The following is a 17,790-nucleotide window of genomic DNA, read 5'->3' as shown; positions in this document are numbered from 1 at the left end:
TAACCACTTTGGCCTAAATCCTGCAACAGCCTCAGCAATCCATTTAAACGGGTGTTCATTTACAGGAGCAGGTTTCATGCCAAATCAACAAAATACGCATCAGGTTAAGGCCGCTGATCCCCACGCTGGATACAGTCCGCGACTTTGCAATGAGGATCTGGCGCCGACGCGCGACCAGAACTGGAGCTGGTACAACATCTTTTCTTTTTGGATGTCGGACGTGCACAGCATGGGGGGCTACGTGGTGGCGGCGAGCTTCTTTACGCTCGGGCTGGCGAGCTGGCAGGTGCTGCTGTGCCTGCTGGTGGGGATTTGCATCGTTCAACTGTGCGCCAACCTGGTGGCGAAGCCCAGCCAGATGGCGGGCGTGCCCTACGCAGTCATTTGTCGTCAGGCGTTTGGCGTGTTTGGGGCCAATATCCCGGCGGTGATCCGCGGGCTTATCGCCTTCGCGTGGTACGGCATTCAGACCTATCTCGCCGCCAACGCGCTGATGCTGGTGCTGCTGAAGTTCTGGCCATCGCTATCGACGCTCACAGCATCCAGCGTCCTCGGCCTGTCGCATCTGGGCTGGCTCTGCTTCGCCACCATGTGGCTGCTGCAGGCGATGGTGTTCTGGCACGGAATGAACGCCATCAAGCGCTTTATCGATATCGCCGGCCCGGCGGTCTACGTGGTAATGCTGGCGCTGGCGGGATGGATTGTATACAGGACCGGTTTTGACGGGATCTCCTTTACCCTCGCCAGCAAATCGCTGAGCGCCGGGGAGCAGACCTGGCAGATGATCACCGCCACCGCGCTGGTGGTCTCCTACTTCTCCGGCCCGCTGCTCAACTTTGGCGATTTCTCGCGCTACGGCAAAAGCATGGGCGAGATCCGCCGCGGCAACCGCTGGGGCCTGCCGTTTAACTTCCTGCTGTTCTCCATCGTGACCGTGGTGATTGTCTCCGGCACGCAGTCGCTGTTTGGCCGCATGATCACCGACCCGATTGAGACTGTGAGCCGCGTGGGTAACGACCTGGCGGTCGCCATTGGCCTGCTGACCATGATCACTGCCACCATCGGGATTAATATCGTGGCCAACTTTGTCTCCCCGGCGTTCGATTTCTCTAACTGCTCGCCGCAGAAAATCAGCTTCCGCACCGGCGGCATGATTGCCGCCGTGGGATCGATTTTGCTGACGCCGTGGAACCTGTTTAACTCGCCGGAGCTGATCCACTACACCCTCGACGTGCTGGGGGCGTTTATCGGCCCGCTGTTCGGTATCCTGATCGTGGACTTTTACATCATTAAGCGCGGTAAGGTTTCCGTTAACGACCTGTTCGACGACACGCCAAAAGGCCAGTACTGGTACCGCAACGGCTTTAACCCGAAAGCGATCGCCGCCCTGGTGCCCTCCGTCGCGATTGGTCTGGTCATCAGCTTTATTCCGGCCCTGCACGAAGTGGCTAACTTTAGCTGGTTTATCGGCGTCTTCCTGAGCGGCGCGGCCTACCGCTGGATCGCCCGCGACGAGCGCGTCGGCGCCACCGCCGGTTTCAGCGCCCTCGCCCAGAAAGAGTAACCCGACCTTCCCGCCGCGGCGTCACGTCGCGGCGGCTCTCCGCCTGCGCAAACTGGCATTAATCTTGCTCAATCAACCTATCCTTTCGCTAACCCACAGGGCAGCTATGATGTTTGACTACCATGCCGCGGTTCGCGGCGCATTTTTCGATATCGCCGAGGTTGCCGAGAGCGCCGACGATATCGCCCGCCAGGCGCGCTATCTGGAGGATGGCGTGCTGTTTCTTCGCGACGGACGCATTCAGGCGCTGCTGCCGTGGCAGGAGGGCGAACGCTTTCTGCACCCGCAGAAGGGCTATCGCGACCTGCGCGGTAAGCTACTGCTGCCGGGGTTTGTCGATGCCCACGTCCACTATCCGCAAACCGAGATGATAGGCGCATTTGGCGAGCAGCTGCTGGAGTGGCTCACCACCTATACCTTTCCGGTGGAGAGCCAGTTTGCCGATGCCGACTACGCCGCCGAGATCGCGCAGTTTTTTGTCAACCAGCTGCTGAGCCACGGCACCACCACCGCGCTGGTTTTTTGTACGCTGCATCCGGAATCGGTGGATGCCCTGTTTAACGAAGCGCTGCGCCTGAATATGCGCCTGCTCGCCGGGAAAGTGATGATGGATCGCCACGCGCCCGATTATCTGAGCGAAAGCGCGGAGCAGAGCTACCGACAAACCCGCGCGCTGATTGAACGCTGGCACCGGCGCGGCCGCCTCGGCTACGCCATTACGCCGCGCTTCGCACCGACCTCAACGCCGGAGCTGCTGGCCGCGGTGCGGCAGCTGCGGGAAGAGTTTCCCGATACCTGGCTGCATACTCATCTGAGCGAAAACCTCAACGAAGTGGCGTGGGTAAAAAGCCTGTGGCCGGAGCATGAGCACTATCTTGACGTCTACCATCACTATCGGCTGACCGGCGAGCGCAGCGTGTTTGCCCACGGCATTCACCTGGCGGACGCCGAGTGGCAGTGCCTGCACGAGACCGGTTCAGCCCTGGCCTTCTGCCCGACGTCAAACCTGTTTCTCGGCAGCGGGCTGTTTCGTTTACCGGCCTGCTGGCAGAACAAAGTGCGCATGGGCATCGGTAGCGATGTTGGCGCGGGCACCACGTTCAGTATGCTGCGCACCCTCGGCGAGGCGTATAAGGTCAGCCAGCTGCAAAGCTATCGCCTGCGCGCCAGTGAAGCCTTCTACCATGCGACCCTTGGCGGCGCGCGCGCTCTGCGCCTTGACGAGAAGATTGGCAATTTCCAACCCGGCAAAGAGGCCGATTTTGTGGTTATCGACCCGGCGGTCACGCCGCTGCAGCGCTTACGCAGCGGACGCTGCAAGGATATCTATGAGCAGTTGTTCGTGCTGATGACCCTGGGCGATGAACGTAATATCAGCGAGACGTGGGTAAACGGCGAGCGCGTGTGGGGGGATGCGGCTGCGCAGTAGTCCCTTTCCCGGAGGCGGCGCTGCGCGCCTCCGGGAAAATTTAGCTGCCGCGATAGGTAGACCAGCCGCCGGGGGCAATTAAAAACGGTAAATGATAGTGCTCGCCAGCCGCCTCGCGGATGACGAAATCAATCTGCGCGCTCAGGTAGAGCGTCTCGCGCCCGCTGGCGGCAAACCACTCGCCAATTTCCGCGCACAACCGGTAACGCCCCGGCGCCAGCGTCCCGGCGCCGAGTTCGCCAATGCGGCCGTTATCATCGGTGACGCCGCGGGCAACCAGCTCGCCTTCGCGCTCCAGCGCAATCTTTACGCCCTGCGCCGGTCGGCCGGTGGAGATATCCAGAATATGGGTGCTTAAGGTACTCATTCGCCAATCGCTCCTTCCAGTCTTAATAGGGTGATTTCGCGCAGCTGCGCTAACGCGTCCTCGACTTCTGCGCGCTCGCTGTTTTGCAGGCGACGCGACAGCGCCGCCAGGATTTCACCCCCGCTGCGCCCTTTCGCGCGAATCAAAAAGACCCGGCCAAACCGCGCTTCATAGCGGGCGTTGCCCTCTTTCAGCGCCTGCGCCAGCGCAGCATCGCGGCCATCAACGCTTCCCTGTTCCTGACGCGAGAGCGCCGCGTGCGCCTGAGACCCGGCGGGCTTTTCGCCGATACGCGGATGGGCGCTTAGCGCCTCAGTCAGCTCCGCTTCGCCCCACGCCGCCATCAGCCGCCGGGCGGCGCTGAGTAAATCAGCGCGGCTGCGCCAGGGCCGGCCGGCGGCCAGCGCCGCCGCCCAGCCGGAGACGGCCACACAGGGTTCCAGCACGGCGACGGCATGTTCGCCGCTCAGCTGATTAAAGTGATTCAGCGCGATCATCGGTGCTCCTTGTGGCCGCCGCCGCGGCCGGTTTCTCTTCCGGAATAATCAGATTCAGGACAATCGCCACCAGCCCGCCGCTGGTCGCCGCAGAGCCGAACAGGTTACCCACGATCGACGGGAAGTGCGTCAGAAACGCCGGAACCGCTTCAATGCCGAGACCAAAACCGAAGGCCAGGCCAACGATCAGCATATCGCGACGGGCCAGCGGTTTCTGGGTGATAATGCGGATCCCCGCCGCCACAACGCAGCCAAACATCACCATCGTCGCGCCACCCAGTACCGGCGCCGGGATCTGGCGCAGTATCTCGCCGAACGGCGGAAACAGGCCCAGCAGAATCAAAATCACCCCGATGTAGCGGCCAACGTAGCGGCTGGCGACGCCGGTCATCTGAATCACGCCGTTGTTTTGCGCAAAGGTGGTATTGGGGAACGCGCACAGCATCGCCGCCACCATGCAGCTTATGCCATCGGCAAGAATGCCGCCTTTCAGCCGCGAACGAAAGGCCTCGTCATCTATCGACTGCTGAGAGATCAGGCAATTGGCCGTCAGATCGCCTACCGCCTCAAGAATGCAGACCAGAGACACCAGCGCAATCGGCAGAAAAATCGCGCTGTTAAACTGAAAACCAAACGGGAACAGCTGCGGTAAGCGGAACCAGACATCACCGACGCCTTTAAGCTGGAACGTTCCGCTCAGCGCCGCCGCCGCGCAGCCGACGCCAATCCCCACCACCACCGAAGAGAGACGCAGCCAGCGGTTTTTCGCGCAGCTCAGCAGGACGATGGTCCCCAGCGTGCCCGCGCCGAGGGCGATATTGCTCATGCTGGCAAACGCTTTCGCCTGCTCGCCGCCGCACCAGTTAATGACGCTGACTTTAATCAGGCTAATGCCGATCAGTGCTATCACGCTACCGGTAATCACCGGAGTAAAAATGCGCCTCAGCGGTTCAATAAAGCGGCTGACGAGACAGGGCACCAGCGCGGCGACGAAGTTGACGCCAAACAGCATGGCCATAATATCCTGCGGCGTACCGCCCTGCCCTTTTACCCACATACCGCCGGCAATGGCGACGCCGAGAAACGCAAAGCTGGTCCCCTGCATACAGATCATGCCCGCGCCGATCCCCCACAGGCGGTTGGATTGCAGGAAGGTCCCGATGCCGGAAGCCAGCAGGGACATGCTGATCAAATAGGGCAGCCACTCCCCCAGCCCCAGCGCCGCGCCGATAATCAGCGGCGGCGTAATAATGCCCACCAGCCCGGCGAGTACGTGCTGTAAGGCGCTAAAAAAAGCCGGGAGCGGCGGGATGCGCTGCTCAAGGCCGTACAGTAAGCCGCCGTTTTTTTCATCTGACATGGTCGTTTCATCCCGTTGCGAATAAGCGTGCGGGAACGAGTGCACAAAACAGGCCAAATTCGCTCACACTTGCGCAACATTTAATTTTTCCTCTGTTTTACAAAGAGATAAATCATCTATCGGGTTAACACCTGTGCGCCTGGGCTGGCCACCGTAATGAAACTTTAGATTCTACATTCCCGATATAGAAATTATTGATTCATAAAAAGGCAACAAAACCCCCATCACGCACCACGACTGTGCAACCGCACGATGGCGGGGAGGCCGAATCGGCGAAATCCGCGCCTGCGCCAAAGTGGTACGCAAATTGCTCAAGCCAATCACGACGTATGTAAAGGAGAAGCAAATGAAAGCATTAGTGATCGGCGGCGGAATCGGCGGCCTGAGCGCGGCGGTGGGGTTAAAAAATGCAGGTATCCATTGCGAAGTCTTTGAAGCGGTGAAAGAAATCAAACCGGTGGGCGCGGCCATCTCCATCTGGCCGAACGGCGTGAAGTGCATGAAGCATTTAGGTATGGGCAATATTATCGAGAGCTACGGCGGCCCGATGCATTTTCTCGCTTATAAGGATTATCTGCGCGGGGAGGATCTGACCCAGTTCAGCCTCGCTCCGCTGGTAGAGCGTACCGGCGGCCGCCCCTGTCCGGTTTCCCGCGCCGAGCTGCAGCGCGAAATGCTCACCTTCTGGGGACGCGACGCCGTGCAGTTTGGTAAACGCGTCACCCGCTGCGAAGAACACGCCGACGGCGTTCGCGTCTGGTTTACCGACGGATCGATGGCAGAGGGAGATTTTCTGATTGCCGCCGACGGTAGCCATTCCGCGCTGCGCCCGTACGTGCTCGGCTATACCCCTGAGCGCCGCTACGCGGGTTACGTTAACTGGAACGGTCTGGTGGAGATTGATGAGGCGATTGCGCCGGGCAACCAGTGGACCACTTTCGTCGGCGAGGGGAAACGGGTGTCGCTGATGCCGGTCTCCGATGGCCGGTTTTACTTTTTCTTTGATGTTCCGCTGCCGGCGGGGTTGGCCGAGGATCGCAGCACGCTACGGGCGGATCTCAGCCGCTACTTTAGCGGCTGGGCGCCGCAGGTGCAGAAGCTGATCGCCGCCCTCGATCCGCTGACCACCAACCGCATTGAAATCCATGATATCGAGCCGTTTGAACGGCTGGTTCGCGGCAAGGTGGCGTTGCTGGGCGATGCCGGGCACAGCACCACGCCGGATATCGGCCAGGGCGGCTGCGCGGCGCTGGAGGATGCGGTGGTGCTGGGAGACCTGTTCCGCGAGAGCCGCGACATCGCCGAGGTATTGTGCCAGTACGAAGCGCTGCGCTGCGATCGGGTCCGCGACCTGGTGCTGAAGGCGCGGAAACGCTGCGATGTGACCCATGGCAAAGATATGGCGCTGACGCAAGCCTGGTACCAGGAGCTGAAATCCGAAACCGGGGAGCGGATTATCAACGGCCTGTGCGAAACCATTCAGGGCGGCCCGCTGGGGTGAAGATGCTGGCATCAGCCCCCTTCCCGGCTCGCGGCGTAAACGCCTTAGCCGGGCTACCGAATCGCAGACGCAAGAGAACCCGTAGTCCCGGTCAGCTCGTAGCCCGGCTAAGCGCAGCGCGAGCCGGGAAGAAGCCACGCCGATGCATCACCCCGACACCGTCCCGGAGGCGGCGCTGCGCGCCTGTCCGGGCTACCGGATCGCAGACGTGGATGAACCCGTAGCCCGGTCAGCGCACCGCCACCGAGGAAGCAGGCCGCAGAGTATTTCAGGCCGGGTATATTACGCAGACGGGGGGGAAGCCGCTGTCCCGGCCTGTATCTCCTCCATCACGGCGGTCAGCTTCTGGATCGCCATCTGCGCCGGGCGGGAGAGCTGGCGCGACGGCGCGGTGCACAGGGCCAGGGTGAGCGGACGCAGCAGCTTGTTGCGCAGCGGGACAAACGCCAGCTGCCCGAGCTTCACCTCTTCCAGCACGTCCAGACGGCTGAGAATCGTCACGCCGCCACCTTTCAGGACCAGCGATTTGATCAACCGGATATCGTTACAGCTAATACTGTTGGCCGGAGAAAAATCATAATGGCGATAAAGCATCGCAACCCGATCATGGACGATCAGCGGCGCGCCGGGAACAATATGCCGCTCCTCGCTTAGCTCCCCTGGCGACAGCATCGCGGCCTGCGCCTGAGGATGATCCGGTCGCATTACCGCGCCCATCTCCAGCTCAGCAAAGGCCAGCACGCTCAGCCCCGCCTGACCTTCAGGATCCAGAATCAGGCCGAAATCGAGATCCGCCTGCCGCACCTTCTGGCTGATGGTATGGCTATCCGCCACCTGTAGATTCAGCTCCAGCCACTGCCAACTGGCGATAATGTCCGCCAGCGCGGCGGCAAAGCTCCCTTCCGCCAGCGCCTGCACCATGCCAAGGCTAACGGTGCCGCGCTTCAGCCCCTGCAGCTCATCAAACTTTTGCCGCGTCAGATGAAACTCCTTCTGCCAGCGCAGCAGATTGTCGTACAGCAGCTCCCCGGCGGTGGTCATACGCAACCCTTCCGGCAGGCGCTCAAACAGCGGCGTGCCGAAGGCCTCTTCCGCCTGCAAGATTTGCCGGTTGATGGCCGAGGCGGAAATATGCAGCTTTTCCGCCGCCCGCCGCAGGCTGCCGCTGCGGGCCACTTCGGCAAAATAGATAGCGAAACGTGAAAATGGGCTCATCGGTAACCTGTTCTCTTTTTTGCAACGGCTGGGTGAATTCTTGCTGATGGATGTCAACACCCTAATATGACAACAATAAACTCACAACAATTAAACAAATGTTTTTGTGAGCAGGAAGAGAAGCCATGAACAGACCACAACCCACCCCGCCCGCCCATTGCACCTTTGAGCCCGAGGACTGGCTGCGCCTGGCGAAATGCTGGCATCCGGTCGCCCGCGCCTGCGATATCGGCCCCGCGCCGGTAAAAGCTACCCTGCTTGATGAACAGCTGGTTATTTATCGTATCAAAGGCCAGGTGGTGGTCGCTCGCGACGTCTGCCCCCACCGCGGCGTGCCGCTAACGCTCGGTTTTCACGACGAAGAAGGGATCGTCTGCCCGTACCACGGCCTGCGCTTCGGCGAAGATGGCCGCTGTAACCGTATCCCGTCCAGCCCCGGCCAGCCGGTACCGGCGAAGCTCAACCTCACCAGCTTTGCGGTTGAAGAACGCTATGGCCTGATCTGGACCTGCCTGGCCTTCGACCCGGAGAACCCGATGCCGCTGCCTGTGATGCCGCACTGGCACGACGACGGCTTTCAGCAAATCAACTGCCCGGCTTTTGAGGTCAACGGCTTTGCTGGCCGCCAGGTCGAGGGCTTTCTGGACGTCGCCCATTTCGCCTGGATCCACACCGATACCTTCGCCGACCCGGATAACCAGGTGGTGCCAAACTACACACCGCAGGAGACGGCGTTTGGTTTTATCGCCGATTACTGGAGTTCAGTCGGCAACTATCCCGCCAGCTCCGATTTTCGCGCGCCGGAAGGCTTTCAGTGGCTGCGCCATTTCGAGATGCATCTGCCGTTTACCGCCACCCTGACGATTCATTTTCCCGGTGAGGCCAGGCTGGTGATTATGAACGCCGCCTCGCCGGTTTCCTCACGGATCACCCGCATGTTCGCGCCCATCGCGCGTAATTTCGATCTGCACGTGCCGGTAGAGGATGTTCACGCCTTTAACCTGCGCGTCTTTGAGGAAGATCGCCTGATGGTGGAGACCCAGCGCCCGGAGAGACTGCCGCTGGATTTAACGCTCGAAGCGCATATCCCCGCCGATCGCAGCTCCATCGCCTATCGCCGCGGACTGAAAAAAATGGGCTTCGGCGACTTTTTCCTCGTTTAAGTGGAGAGCCATCATGAGCGATGTAGTAGAGGTTATCGTTGACGGCATCTGGCGCCAGGGCAGCCAGAGCCTCGCCGTCAGGCTGGTGGCTCAGGACGGCCGACCGCTCCCCGCCTGGCAGCCCGGCGCGCATATTGATGTGCATCTGCCGTGCGGCATTATCCGCCAGTATTCGCTGACCGGCCCGGACGGCCCTGACGACGGCTACCTGATCTGCGTGGCGCTGGAGAAAGCGTCACGCGGCGGCTCGCGCTATATTCACCAGCAGCTGCGCCCCGGCCAGACGCTGTTGATTTCTCCCCCGCGCAATCTGTTTCCTTTACGTACGGCGGAGCGGGTGACGCTGCTGGCGGCCGGGATCGGCATTACGCCGCTGTACGCGATGGCGCTTAGGCTTAAGGCGGAAGGCGTGCCTTTTACTCTGCACTATTACCTGAAAAACCGCGCGCAGGGGGCGTTTGTCCGCGAACTGCAGCGGCGGTTCAGCGCCGAAAGCGTGGTGATTCACTGCTCTTGCGAAGGAGACAGCGCCCGACAGCATTTAGCCGCCGCGCTGAACAAGACGCATACCGGATATCCGATTTATCTCTGCGGGCCAGAGGGATTTATGGCCGCCGCGCGCCGGGTCGCCATGGAACAGGGCTGGGCGGAAACGCTGATCCATAGCGAAGCCTTTCAGCCTGTCGCGATGCCCGCCGGCGCTGAGGAGGGAGAAACCTTTAGCGTGACGCTTGCGTCCTCGGGAGAGCGGTGGCCGGTGCCCCCGCATAAAACCATCGCCCAGGTTCTGCAGGAAAACGGCGTCGCCGTCCCCCTCTCCTGCGAGATGGGGATTTGCGGCGCCTGCCTGACGCCGGTTATCGAAGGGGTTGTCGACCATCGCGACACCGTACAGTCGGAGGCGGAGAAATCCGCCAGCGCGCAGCAGATAGCCCTGTGCTGCTCGCGCAGCCGGTCGGCGAATCTGTGCATTGATTTATAGCCCGGCGCCGCTAGCGGGCGAAAACCCGCGCCTCGCCCACCACCTCAATGCGTACCGCCGCCCCCGGCCGCCATAACTGCCGGCTGACGGTTTTGACGAGCAGCGGCTCACTCTGGCCGGGCAGCGCCAGGGTTAACGTTGACAGGTGGCCGCTAAAGTCCACATCGCGTACGGTGAGCGATTGTCCATCCGCCGGACAGGGAGAGATAACCAGCTGCTCGGGGCGCAGCATCACCCTTCCCTGGCCGACGGCATGCGGATCATCGGTTGACATTTCGCCAATCGCACAGCGCGCCCGTCCGCCGCGAAGCTCGGCGGGCAGCACCAGCGCATCGCCGAGAAATAGCGCGGTCTCTTCATCGACGGGACGGCTGTAGACTTCATACGGCGTGCCGACCTGGGCAAAACGTCCCTGGCGCATCACCGCGACCTGGCTGGCAAAGGAGAGCGCTTCATTCTGATCGTGGGTCACCAGAATCGACGCGATGCCGGCCTGCGCCAGTAAATCAGCGGTGGCTTTACGCGTGGCCGCGCGCAGCCCGGTATCGAGGGCGGAAAAAGGCTCATCCAGCAGCATCAGCGCGGGCCGCTGCGCCAGCGCGCGCGCCAGGGCCACGCGCTGCTGCTGACCGCCGGAAATTTCGTGCGGCCAGTGGTTCGCCAGTTGACGATCCAGCGACACCCTCTCCATCAGCGCCGCCACCTGCTGGTATTTCTCCTGCCGGCTGCCGTCAAGGCCCCAGGCGATATTGTCCGCGACGTTCAGATGGGGGAACAGCGCGCCTTCCTGCGGCACGTAGCCCACCCCGCGCAGGTGGGCGGGAATAAATGTCCCCTGCGCAAACAGCGTGCGCCCCTGCATAACAATGCGTCCGCTATCCGGCGTTTCGAACCCCGCGAGGATCCGCAGCAGCGTGGTTTTACCGGAGCCGGAGGGGCCAACGATCGCCGTCCGGCTGCCTGCGGCCACCGTCAGATTGAGGTTTTCGAGCACCCGCGTACCGGCAAAAGATTTTGAGATTGAGGAGAGTTCAAGCATTTACAGGCCTGCGATTTTTTTCGACTGGATATAGAGAATGCCGGTCAGCGGCAGCGAAAGCAGAATCATCAGCATCGCGTAAGGCGCGGCGGCGACGTAATCAATTTCGCTGGTTAGCGCCCAGAAGCCGGTCGACAACGTGCGGGTGCCGAGCGGAGAGAGCAGCAGCGTGGCGGTCAACTCATTGGTGATGCCGAGAAACACCAGCGCCGCCGCTGCCGCCGCGCCCGGCGCCGCCAGCCGCATGGTCACGCTCCACAGCGCCCGTCCGGGGCTGCGGCCCAAACTGCGGGCGACATTTTCCAGCTCCACGGGGGCCTGCGCGATGCCGGCGCGCAGGTTGACCAGCGCCCGGGGCATAAACATCAGCAGCCAGGCGAGCAGCAGCGTGACCTCGGTCTGATAGATGGGGCGCGCGTAGTGAATGGTGACCGTCACCAGCGCCAGCGCCGTCACGATGCCGGGTAGAGAGCTGGTCATGTAGTTACACCCCTCCAGCAGTCGAAAAAGAGGCTGCGGATAGCGAACGCCCAGCCAGGCAATGGGAATAGCGCAGGCGGTGGTGAGGAGTGCGCCCACCGCGCCGAGCAGCAGCGTTTGCCGCAGGGAGAGCCAGAGGTCGGCGTTTAACCAGTTCTCCACGCCGCCCAGCCATAGCCAGCGGCAGAGCACCATCAGCGGAACGCCCAGCGCCAGCATCACCAGCGTCAGCAGCGCGAGCTGGAGAGGGATCGCAGCCAGCCGGCCCAGCGGCTGCCGCTGCTGTTCGCGCGCGGCGCCCGAACCGATGCGCGCATAGCGCGCTTTCCCCCGCGACGCCCCTTCCAGCAGCAAAATAGCCAGACAGCAGAGCGCCAGCACCCCGGCCAGCATGTTCGCCGCCGGGCCGCTGAAGGTTGACTGGAACTGGTCATAGATAGCGGTGGTAAAGGTATCAAAACGCACCATCGCGAAGAGCCCAAACTCCGCCAGCAGATGCAGCGCCACCAGCAGCGCGCCGCCGCATATCGCCAGCCTGAGCTGGGGCAAAACCACGCGGAAAAAGATCCGCCACGGCGGCGTACCTAATGAAGCGGCAACATCTTCCAGCGTCGGGTCCAGCCGCCGCAGAACGGCGGCAACCGGCATATAGATAAACGGGTAATAGGCCAACAGCGAGAGAAAAACCCCGGCAGACAGGCCGTGCATTGCCGGCACCGCGCTGACCCAGGCGTAACTTTGTACAAAGGCCGGGATCGCCAGCGGCGCAACCGCCAGCGCCGACCAGACTCGCCGCCCCGCCAGCAGCGTACGCTCCGTCAGCCAGGCCAGGCCAACGCCCAGAACAATGCACAGCGGTACCGTCAGCGCGATAAGCCACAGGGTGTTGCTCAACAGCTCAGCGACGCGGGGGCGAAAGACCAGCGCCTGGATTGTCTCCCAGCCGGTATCCACCCCCACGGCAATAACAAAACCCGGCGGCAAGAGCGCCAGCAGAGAAAACAGAACGGCTAACGCGATCATCGGAAAAGCAGGACGCCTGCGCTCGGGCAGGCGTTGGGCTTTTTTTCCGAGCGCGAAACTCAGAGAAGACATAGCGTATTCACTTTAACGGACGATTACAGCAGGCCAGCCTGGGTCATCAAATCGACCACTTTTTTGCTGTTCAGCGAAGACGGCTCAACTTTCGGCGCCTCTAACGCCTGCAGCGGCGTCAGCTTCGGGTTGGACGCGGCGTTAACGCCAACGGCATATTCAAAGGCGTTGTTGGTGCGCAGCTCATCCTGCCCCTGCTTGCCGGTGATCCACTTGATAAAGGCCTGAGCCTGTTCCTGATGTTTGCTGGAGGCCAGTACGCCGCCGCCGGAAATGCTGACAAAGGCGCCAGGATCCTGGTTTTTAAAGTAGTGGAGACGAGTATTTTTGCTGTTCTCGCCGGTTTTCGCCTGATCGACAAAGCGGTAGTAATGATAGATAACGCCGCCATCAATCTGACCGGCATTCACCGCTTTCATCACCGTGCTGTTGCCCTTGTAGGCCACAAAATTGGTTTTCATCGCTTTAAGCCATGCCAGGGTGGCCTGCTCGCCTTTCAGCGCCAGCATCGCGCTGACGATGGCCTGAAAATCTGCGCCTGATGGCGAAGCGGCCCAGCGCCCTTTCCACTGCGGCTGCGCCAGATCCATCAGCGACTTCGGCAGCTGCGCTTCGCTGATTTTCGCCGGGTTATAGACGAATACGGTGCTGCGAGCGGCAATGCCTATCCAGCGGCCGTGCTCAGGGCGGTACTGCGGGGCGACCTGCTGAAGGGTCTCGGCAGCCAGCGGCGCAAACAGCTTCGCGTTATCCACCAGCACCATCGCCGGAGAGTTTTCGGTCAGAAAGACATCCGCCGGGGATGCCGTCCCCTCCTGCACCAGCTGATTACCCAGCTCGCTGTCGCCGCCGTTACGCAGCGTCACTTTAATTCCCGTCTCTTTGGTAAAGCCGTCAACCCAGGACTTCACCAGATTTTCATGCTGCGCGTTGTAGACCACAATCCCGTCGCTGCTGGCCGCCGCCAGCGCCTGCGGGGCAATAAATGCGGAAGAAGCCATCAATGCAGCGAAGCAATAAGACACCAGACGAAAACGCATAAACTAATCCTTAATAGAGGTGGGCGAAGAGTCACTGGCCGCCGGCCGGCAAGGATTAAATCACAGAGGAATGTGAATGATAATGCAAACAATTACCATCTAATGAAAAAAGTGAAATGTACTGAGCACGGGCGGATAAGGGCGAGAAAAATGCTATAAAAAAATAACCGCCGCGGTGAAGATTAAAATAACCTTAAGATGGCTTCATTTTTTATCACGGTTCTTTCAAAGCCCCACAGCGGGCGGATTTTCGCAACAGTATTAGCGGAAACTCCACTGTATGCTCACCACAAAGACGGCGGGAAGAATAATTCCGCTTTCAACGCCGAAATAATCGGTAAAGTTGTACTGAAAACCATGATAAATATAGGGAGAAAACCCAATACCTGTGGCGTCTTTAAAATCCTTATAAGAACCATGATCGCCGCAGTGCTCGAAGGCCGAGAAAAAAAACTCGCCAACGTAGCCATAAATTCCCTTAAACACCCAGCCGTTGCCCAACGAGACCCAGTCGCGGCGAACCCCCAGCGCAATGCAGCGATCGTCAAAGCTGTTTTTCATCGTTCCGGCCAGCAGGCTATACGGAGAATCTTCGGAGAACTTGCGCTCAACGGAAGCAAACTGGTTGTCAAAACCTTCGGTGTACTGGCCGTGGTTGTTCGACAGATGGTAAATCCAGGAGCCGGTATTAACCGAATACAGGTTGATTTCATCCGCCTGTAGGGCCGTCGATGACATCATCAGGGCGGCGGCGGCCACCGCAGGCTTCATCATTTTTCTGCGCATCAACATCATCCCCTGGTTCAGGCGTCGGCCCGGCTGGATAATAAGAGTATATACCCGTCGTCTTTCAAGTTGCTTTTTTGTTGGCTACGTTCGTTCACCCCAGTCACTTACTTGAGTAAATTCCTGGGGATTAATGAGAGGCTCCTGCCTCTCACCGGAGGCCAGCCTTCGGGTGGTCAAATTCGTTCCCGACGAATTTGTCTCTCTCTTGCCGCCTCAAAGCAACTCGTAATCCATTGGGTACAGACACCGCCGGTTGGCTCTGCCAGAGAAATGCGCGATTTTCGGTAAATAGATTTTTTAATGAAATTCTGGTGGGTTAATTTTATTAATACAGCGTATTTTATCCGGTCATCAGTGCCTGATGAACAAAAATAAAGCGGGGGTCTTAATTAATTTTCAGGGCGAGAGTTGAGCGTGAATAATAAAATACCTGGCGTCTTACCAGGCATTTTTTCAGGTCTATTTAGCGCTGGCAAATTTTTATTAGCAGCTCCGCCATCCAGCGATGGCTTCTCTCCTGGCCCGCCGTTTCATGCCACGAAAGATAGCAGGTACGGCTGTCCATTTCTAAAGGCAGCGGCAGCAGCTGTAGCGCAAACTGCTCTTCAAACTCTTTCGCCAGCCATTCCGGCGCGATAGCCACCATATTGGTTTGCGATACGACGCTCAACACGCTGACCATCGCGTTACCGTGAAAAGCGACGCAGGCCCGCTGCTCTTCAGAGCTATACCAGGGATAGCTGAAGGAGGCGTAGCGATCCAGCGCGACGGTTGCGTGCTGCTCGCGATAAATATCCTCCTCGCTCAGCGGCGATGCGATACGCGGATGGTTGCGCCTGGCCACCAGCACCATTCGGTCATGGAACAGCGGGATGCTGGTAAATTCCGGATGATTGAATTTGTTGTAATCGAGTACAAATTCCACCTCCTGATAGCGCAGCTGATTTGTCACCTGCTGACTTAGCGAAGATTTAAAGGAAAGAGTGACCCTGGGAGCAATCTCGCTGATTTTGTTAAAAATAAGCGGAGTCAGGTAGTTATCCAGCGGGCTACAGACGCAAAGGTTGTAATTACGTTCGCAGTCCAGCGGGTCGAAAAGCGTATCCGGTAGCTCATTTTGCACCAGCGACAGCGCGCGACGAACCGAGCTAAACAGCTGAAAGGCGCGCTCCGTCGGTTTTATCCCGCGGCCGTTGCGGACGAACAGTTCATCCTTAAACAGCACCTTCAGGCGAGAGACCGCGCTGCTGACCGCCGGCTGAGACATGCCCAGCGTGTGCGCCGCTTTGGTTAAGCTTTGCTCCTGCATAACGGTATCAAAAATGGTTAACAGGTTAAGATCGACTTTCCGCAAGACGGGCTGCCGGACTTTCGGTTCAGAGGTTGCTTTAGATGTTGTATTTTCACTCATGTAGGGAACTCCACCAGCACATTAATCAGCAATTCTGCTTCGTAACACTGAGACCTTTCGCCAAAGGAAAAAAATGGGCAGATAAATCACCATCGGCCCCAGCAGCCATGTGTTATCGGTTTCCAGCAGCACGCTCAAATGTATGAAACTTATTATCAAAATGGTAAACAGTAAAAGAATATGAAACGTATTATGTTTTCTGGAGAAAACGGCATAGCGGTAAAGCATTCTTTTTTCCTTCGTTCACTCCTTGAACAAGGGAGAATACCATATAAAAAGTGATGAAATTTCTGAAAAATACGCGACTAAATCCTAATAAGTAGATTCACATTAAAATTATCCAGACTTGCTTAGGTAAATCTTAAGCACTCCAAATGCAGGTATTCCTTTGCCAGGGTAGTCGCGATAAAACCAGGCAATCACATTCCGTCGCGAGTAATAGCGAGAGAAGAGAAATTATTTCACAGGCAATAATAACGGCTATGTAGCAATAGCAGGAAAGAGATCTAAAAGGAGTGATTAAAGATGTTCAGAGGCGTGTTCAACAGAAGCGGGAGGCTTTATTACCGATACCGTGCGAATCCGCTAAGCAAGTGTTGGGCCGCCATCGAGGCCTCGAACCCCGTTCCCTACAACGTACGTCGTTCGCTCTTCCAGATGAGCTAATGGCGGTCAGGCGCTAAGCAGTCACGTCCGGCAGCGGCGTGCCGGTACCGCTTAGCGACGCGAATAGTAGCCGGATGCATCAACGCTGTAAATAATATAAATGTACGAAATCCCTGAACGCCCGCCTTTCCGCCGCATACGCCGGCTACGTTATCCATCCAGACAAAACCTTACACGCCAGCCTCTTGTACATTGATAAGGATTGTTTATGATCCTCGGGTTCTGTCTTGTCCTGGTACCCTATGCACAATCGTCGGCTTCCTGGTAAATGGTTTTTGATACTGACCTGCCTGGTCATGGCATTCTGCCTTGTTCAGCGGGCGGTCTATCTGCACCATTTTTTGGCCGATGTTGGCGCCCGCACGCAGGCGATACCCTTTAGCACGCAGGCCCAGCAGCCGTCTTCTGAGGAGGCTGAACAAGGCCCCTCGCCCTGTCAGCTGAGTGCCAAATCCCTGCTCTGCGCGCAGCCGCTATTCTTTGATGGCGCCTTACCTGCCGTCATACTCTTCCTCGCCCTGCTTCAGCTGCTCACCGCAGGGCGTCCGGTGGTTTTCCGGGACGATCCCGTCCGGCCGCCCACGCTGCGAATACACCTTAAAAACTGCGTTTTCCGTGAATGAAAAATCGTTCTTAGACGATTAATTTTTTTAATTCACGGAGAAAAAAATGCTGAATATCTTCAGGGGTTTCATCTTCCTGTTGCTGGCCTGCGCGGGCGTTGCCCACGGGGCGGACACCGGATGGCTGACATCCCCGCAAAACGACCATGCCCGGATCCGCTTCCAGGCGGAAAAAGAAAACGATCGGATCGACGGACTGCTCTCAATTGAGCTGGCTTCCGGCTGGAAAACCTACTGGCGCTCGCCGGGCGAAGGCGGCGTCGCCCCGCAAATCATCTGGAACAACGGGGAACAGGCGCGGTGGTACTGGCCTGCCCCGTCAAGATTCAAGATTTCCGGCCTGACGACCCAGGGCTACCATGACCGGGTCGCGATCCCGATGACGATCGCCGCCGCCCCCGGCGACGTGCTGGAAGGCACGCTTACGCTATCGACCTGCAGCAACGTCTGTCTGCTGACCGACTACCGGCTGCGTCTCGATTTCAATCAGCCCGCGGACGGCGATTTCCGGGACGCCTTTGCCCGGGCCATGCGCACTATCCCGGCAGATACCGGCATAACCAACGATC

Annotated in this window: 16 protein-coding genes; 7 read left to right on the top strand and 9 right to left on the bottom strand. The window is 59.1% G+C overall.

Features of this window, described 5'->3' with window-relative positions:
- The first annotated feature begins 76 nt into the window (after nt 1-76).
- Both HMPREF1144_RS16200 and guaD read left to right on the top strand, forming a co-directional pair.
- On the top strand, nt 77-1,564 hold the full coding sequence (locus HMPREF1144_RS16200) for an NCS1 family nucleobase:cation symporter-1 (protein WP_009653427.1): 1,488 nt from the start codon (nt 77-79) through the stop codon (nt 1,562-1,564).
- Nucleotides 1,565-1,673: 109 nt separating this feature from the next.
- Entirely contained in the window at nt 1,674-2,993 is a 1,320-nt protein-coding gene (gene guaD, locus HMPREF1144_RS16195; RefSeq protein WP_042927915.1) for a guanine deaminase, read from the top strand.
- A gap of 40 nt (nt 2,994-3,033) precedes the next feature.
- On the opposite strand, the gene uraH is transcribed toward guaD, so the two are convergent.
- Genes uraH through HMPREF1144_RS16180 form a run of 3 tightly spaced genes read right to left on the bottom strand, consistent with a single transcriptional unit; the run spans nt 3,034 to nt 5,217 of the window.
- Nucleotides 3,034-3,360, bottom strand: coding sequence for a hydroxyisourate hydrolase (uraH, locus tag HMPREF1144_RS16190; RefSeq protein WP_009653544.1), 327 nt, complete (start codon nt 3,358-3,360; stop codon nt 3,034-3,036).
- Nucleotides 3,357-3,857, bottom strand: coding sequence for a 2-oxo-4-hydroxy-4-carboxy-5-ureidoimidazoline decarboxylase (gene uraD / locus HMPREF1144_RS16185; protein WP_009653527.1), 501 nt, complete (start codon nt 3,855-3,857; stop codon nt 3,357-3,359). The genes uraH and uraD overlap by 4 nt, the downstream gene beginning before the upstream one ends.
- Nucleotides 3,835-5,217 (bottom strand): nucleobase:cation symporter-2 family protein, encoded by a 1,383-nt coding sequence (locus HMPREF1144_RS16180; RefSeq protein WP_009653493.1) that lies wholly within the window; start codon nt 5,215-5,217, stop codon nt 3,835-3,837. The genes uraD and HMPREF1144_RS16180 overlap by 23 nt, the downstream gene beginning before the upstream one ends.
- 346 nt (nt 5,218-5,563) lie before the next feature.
- On the opposite strand from HMPREF1144_RS16180, the gene hpxO reads away from it, so the two are divergent.
- Entirely contained in the window at nt 5,564-6,718 is a 1,155-nt protein-coding gene (hpxO, locus tag HMPREF1144_RS16175; protein ID WP_009653455.1) for an FAD-dependent urate hydroxylase HpxO, read from the top strand.
- 282 nt (nt 6,719-7,000) lie between these two features.
- On the opposite strand, the gene hpxR is transcribed toward hpxO, so the two are convergent.
- A complete protein-coding gene (gene hpxR, locus HMPREF1144_RS16170; RefSeq protein WP_004849681.1) occupies nt 7,001-7,933 on the bottom strand; it encodes a LysR family hpxDE operon transcriptional regulator HpxR in 933 nt (310 codons plus the stop codon).
- A gap of 125 nt (nt 7,934-8,058) precedes the next feature.
- Between hpxR and hpxD the strand changes: the two genes are divergently transcribed.
- On the top strand, nt 8,059-9,096 hold the full coding sequence (gene hpxD / locus HMPREF1144_RS16165) for a molybdenum cofactor-independent xanthine hydroxylase subunit HpxD (RefSeq protein WP_004849679.1): 1,038 nt from the start codon (nt 8,059-8,061) through the stop codon (nt 9,094-9,096).
- Nucleotides 9,097-9,109: 13 nt separating this feature from the next.
- Nucleotides 9,110-10,078, top strand: a complete 969-nt coding sequence (locus HMPREF1144_RS16160; protein WP_004849678.1) for a PDR/VanB family oxidoreductase — start codon at nt 9,110-9,112, stop codon at nt 10,076-10,078.
- Nucleotides 10,079-10,088: 10 nt separating this feature from the next.
- Here the strand turns inward: HMPREF1144_RS16160 and HMPREF1144_RS16155 are convergent, their stop codons facing one another.
- The 5 genes from HMPREF1144_RS16155 to leuO all read right to left on the bottom strand — a co-directional run bounded on the left by HMPREF1144_RS16155 (nt 10,089) and on the right by leuO (nt 15,932).
- Nucleotides 10,089-11,117 (bottom strand): ABC transporter ATP-binding protein, encoded by a 1,029-nt coding sequence (locus tag HMPREF1144_RS16155; protein ID WP_009653458.1) that lies wholly within the window; start codon nt 11,115-11,117, stop codon nt 10,089-10,091.
- On the bottom strand, nt 11,118-12,692 hold the full coding sequence (locus tag HMPREF1144_RS16150) for an ABC transporter permease (RefSeq protein ID WP_009653434.1): 1,575 nt from the start codon (nt 12,690-12,692) through the stop codon (nt 11,118-11,120).
- A gap of 23 nt (nt 12,693-12,715) precedes the next feature.
- Entirely contained in the window at nt 12,716-13,732 is a 1,017-nt protein-coding gene (locus HMPREF1144_RS16145; RefSeq protein WP_009653521.1) for an iron ABC transporter substrate-binding protein, read from the bottom strand.
- A 261-nt stretch (nt 13,733-13,993) separates the two neighbouring features.
- Complete coding sequence (locus HMPREF1144_RS16140) at nt 13,994-14,473, bottom strand: hypothetical protein (RefSeq protein ID WP_160743073.1); 480 nt, start codon at nt 14,471-14,473, stop codon at nt 13,994-13,996.
- A gap of 511 nt (nt 14,474-14,984) precedes the next feature.
- Entirely contained in the window at nt 14,985-15,932 is a 948-nt protein-coding gene (leuO, locus tag HMPREF1144_RS16135) for a transcriptional regulator LeuO (RefSeq protein WP_009653505.1), read from the bottom strand.
- A gap of 908 nt (nt 15,933-16,840) precedes the next feature.
- On the opposite strand from leuO, the gene HMPREF1144_RS16120 reads away from it, so the two are divergent.
- Together HMPREF1144_RS16120 and HMPREF1144_RS16115 are read left to right on the top strand one after the other, a co-directional pair.
- On the top strand, nt 16,841-17,221 hold the full coding sequence (locus tag HMPREF1144_RS16120; protein WP_009653475.1) for a hypothetical protein: 381 nt from the start codon (nt 16,841-16,843) through the stop codon (nt 17,219-17,221).
- A gap of 46 nt (nt 17,222-17,267) precedes the next feature.
- A partial coding sequence (locus HMPREF1144_RS16115; RefSeq protein ID WP_009653441.1) for a protein-disulfide reductase DsbD domain-containing protein occupies nt 17,268-17,790 on the top strand: 523 nt, incomplete at its 3' end.

It is taken from the genome of Klebsiella sp. OBRC7, from assembly GCF_000293135.1.
Taxonomy (GTDB): Bacteria; Pseudomonadota; Gammaproteobacteria; order Enterobacterales; family Enterobacteriaceae; genus Klebsiella; species Klebsiella michiganensis.
This window is presented reverse-complemented; position numbering and strand designations above follow the sequence as displayed.

What these genes read in the sequence shown, in the direction of transcription:
- HMPREF1144_RS16155 (WP_009653458.1), bottom strand. Translation starts at nt 11,117, where the DNA reads ATGCTTGAACTCTCCTCAATCTCAAAATCTTTTGCCGGTACGCGGGTG.
- hpxR (WP_004849681.1), bottom strand. Translation starts at nt 7,933, where the DNA reads ATGAGCCCATTTTCACGTTTCGCTATCTATTTTGCCGAAGTGGCCCGC.
- HMPREF1144_RS16180 (WP_009653493.1), bottom strand. Translation starts at nt 5,217, where the DNA reads ATGTCAGATGAAAAAAACGGCGGCTTACTGTACGGCCTTGAGCAGCGC.
- hpxD (WP_004849679.1), top strand. Translation starts at nt 8,059, where the DNA reads ATGAACAGACCACAACCCACCCCGCCCGCCCATTGCACCTTTGAGCCC.
- HMPREF1144_RS16145 (WP_009653521.1), bottom strand. Translation starts at nt 13,732, where the DNA reads ATGCGTTTTCGTCTGGTGTCTTATTGCTTCGCTGCATTGATGGCTTCT.
- HMPREF1144_RS16160 (WP_004849678.1), top strand. Translation starts at nt 9,110, where the DNA reads ATGAGCGATGTAGTAGAGGTTATCGTTGACGGCATCTGGCGCCAGGGC.
- leuO (WP_009653505.1), bottom strand. Translation starts at nt 15,932, where the DNA reads ATGAGTGAAAATACAACATCTAAAGCAACCTCTGAACCGAAAGTCCGG.
- hpxO (WP_009653455.1), top strand. Translation starts at nt 5,564, where the DNA reads ATGAAAGCATTAGTGATCGGCGGCGGAATCGGCGGCCTGAGCGCGGCG.
- HMPREF1144_RS16140 (WP_160743073.1), bottom strand. Translation starts at nt 14,473, where the DNA reads ATGATGTCATCGACGGCCCTACAGGCGGATGAAATCAACCTGTATTCG.
- HMPREF1144_RS16120 (WP_009653475.1), top strand. Translation starts at nt 16,841, where the DNA reads ATGCACAATCGTCGGCTTCCTGGTAAATGGTTTTTGATACTGACCTGC.
- HMPREF1144_RS16200 (WP_009653427.1), top strand. Translation starts at nt 77, where the DNA reads ATGCCAAATCAACAAAATACGCATCAGGTTAAGGCCGCTGATCCCCAC.
- uraH (WP_009653544.1), bottom strand. Translation starts at nt 3,360, where the DNA reads ATGAGTACCTTAAGCACCCATATTCTGGATATCTCCACCGGCCGACCG.
- HMPREF1144_RS16150 (WP_009653434.1), bottom strand. Translation starts at nt 12,692, where the DNA reads ATGTCTTCTCTGAGTTTCGCGCTCGGAAAAAAAGCCCAACGCCTGCCC.
- guaD (WP_042927915.1), top strand. Translation starts at nt 1,674, where the DNA reads ATGTTTGACTACCATGCCGCGGTTCGCGGCGCATTTTTCGATATCGCC.
- uraD (WP_009653527.1), bottom strand. Translation starts at nt 3,857, where the DNA reads ATGATCGCGCTGAATCACTTTAATCAGCTGAGCGGCGAACATGCCGTC.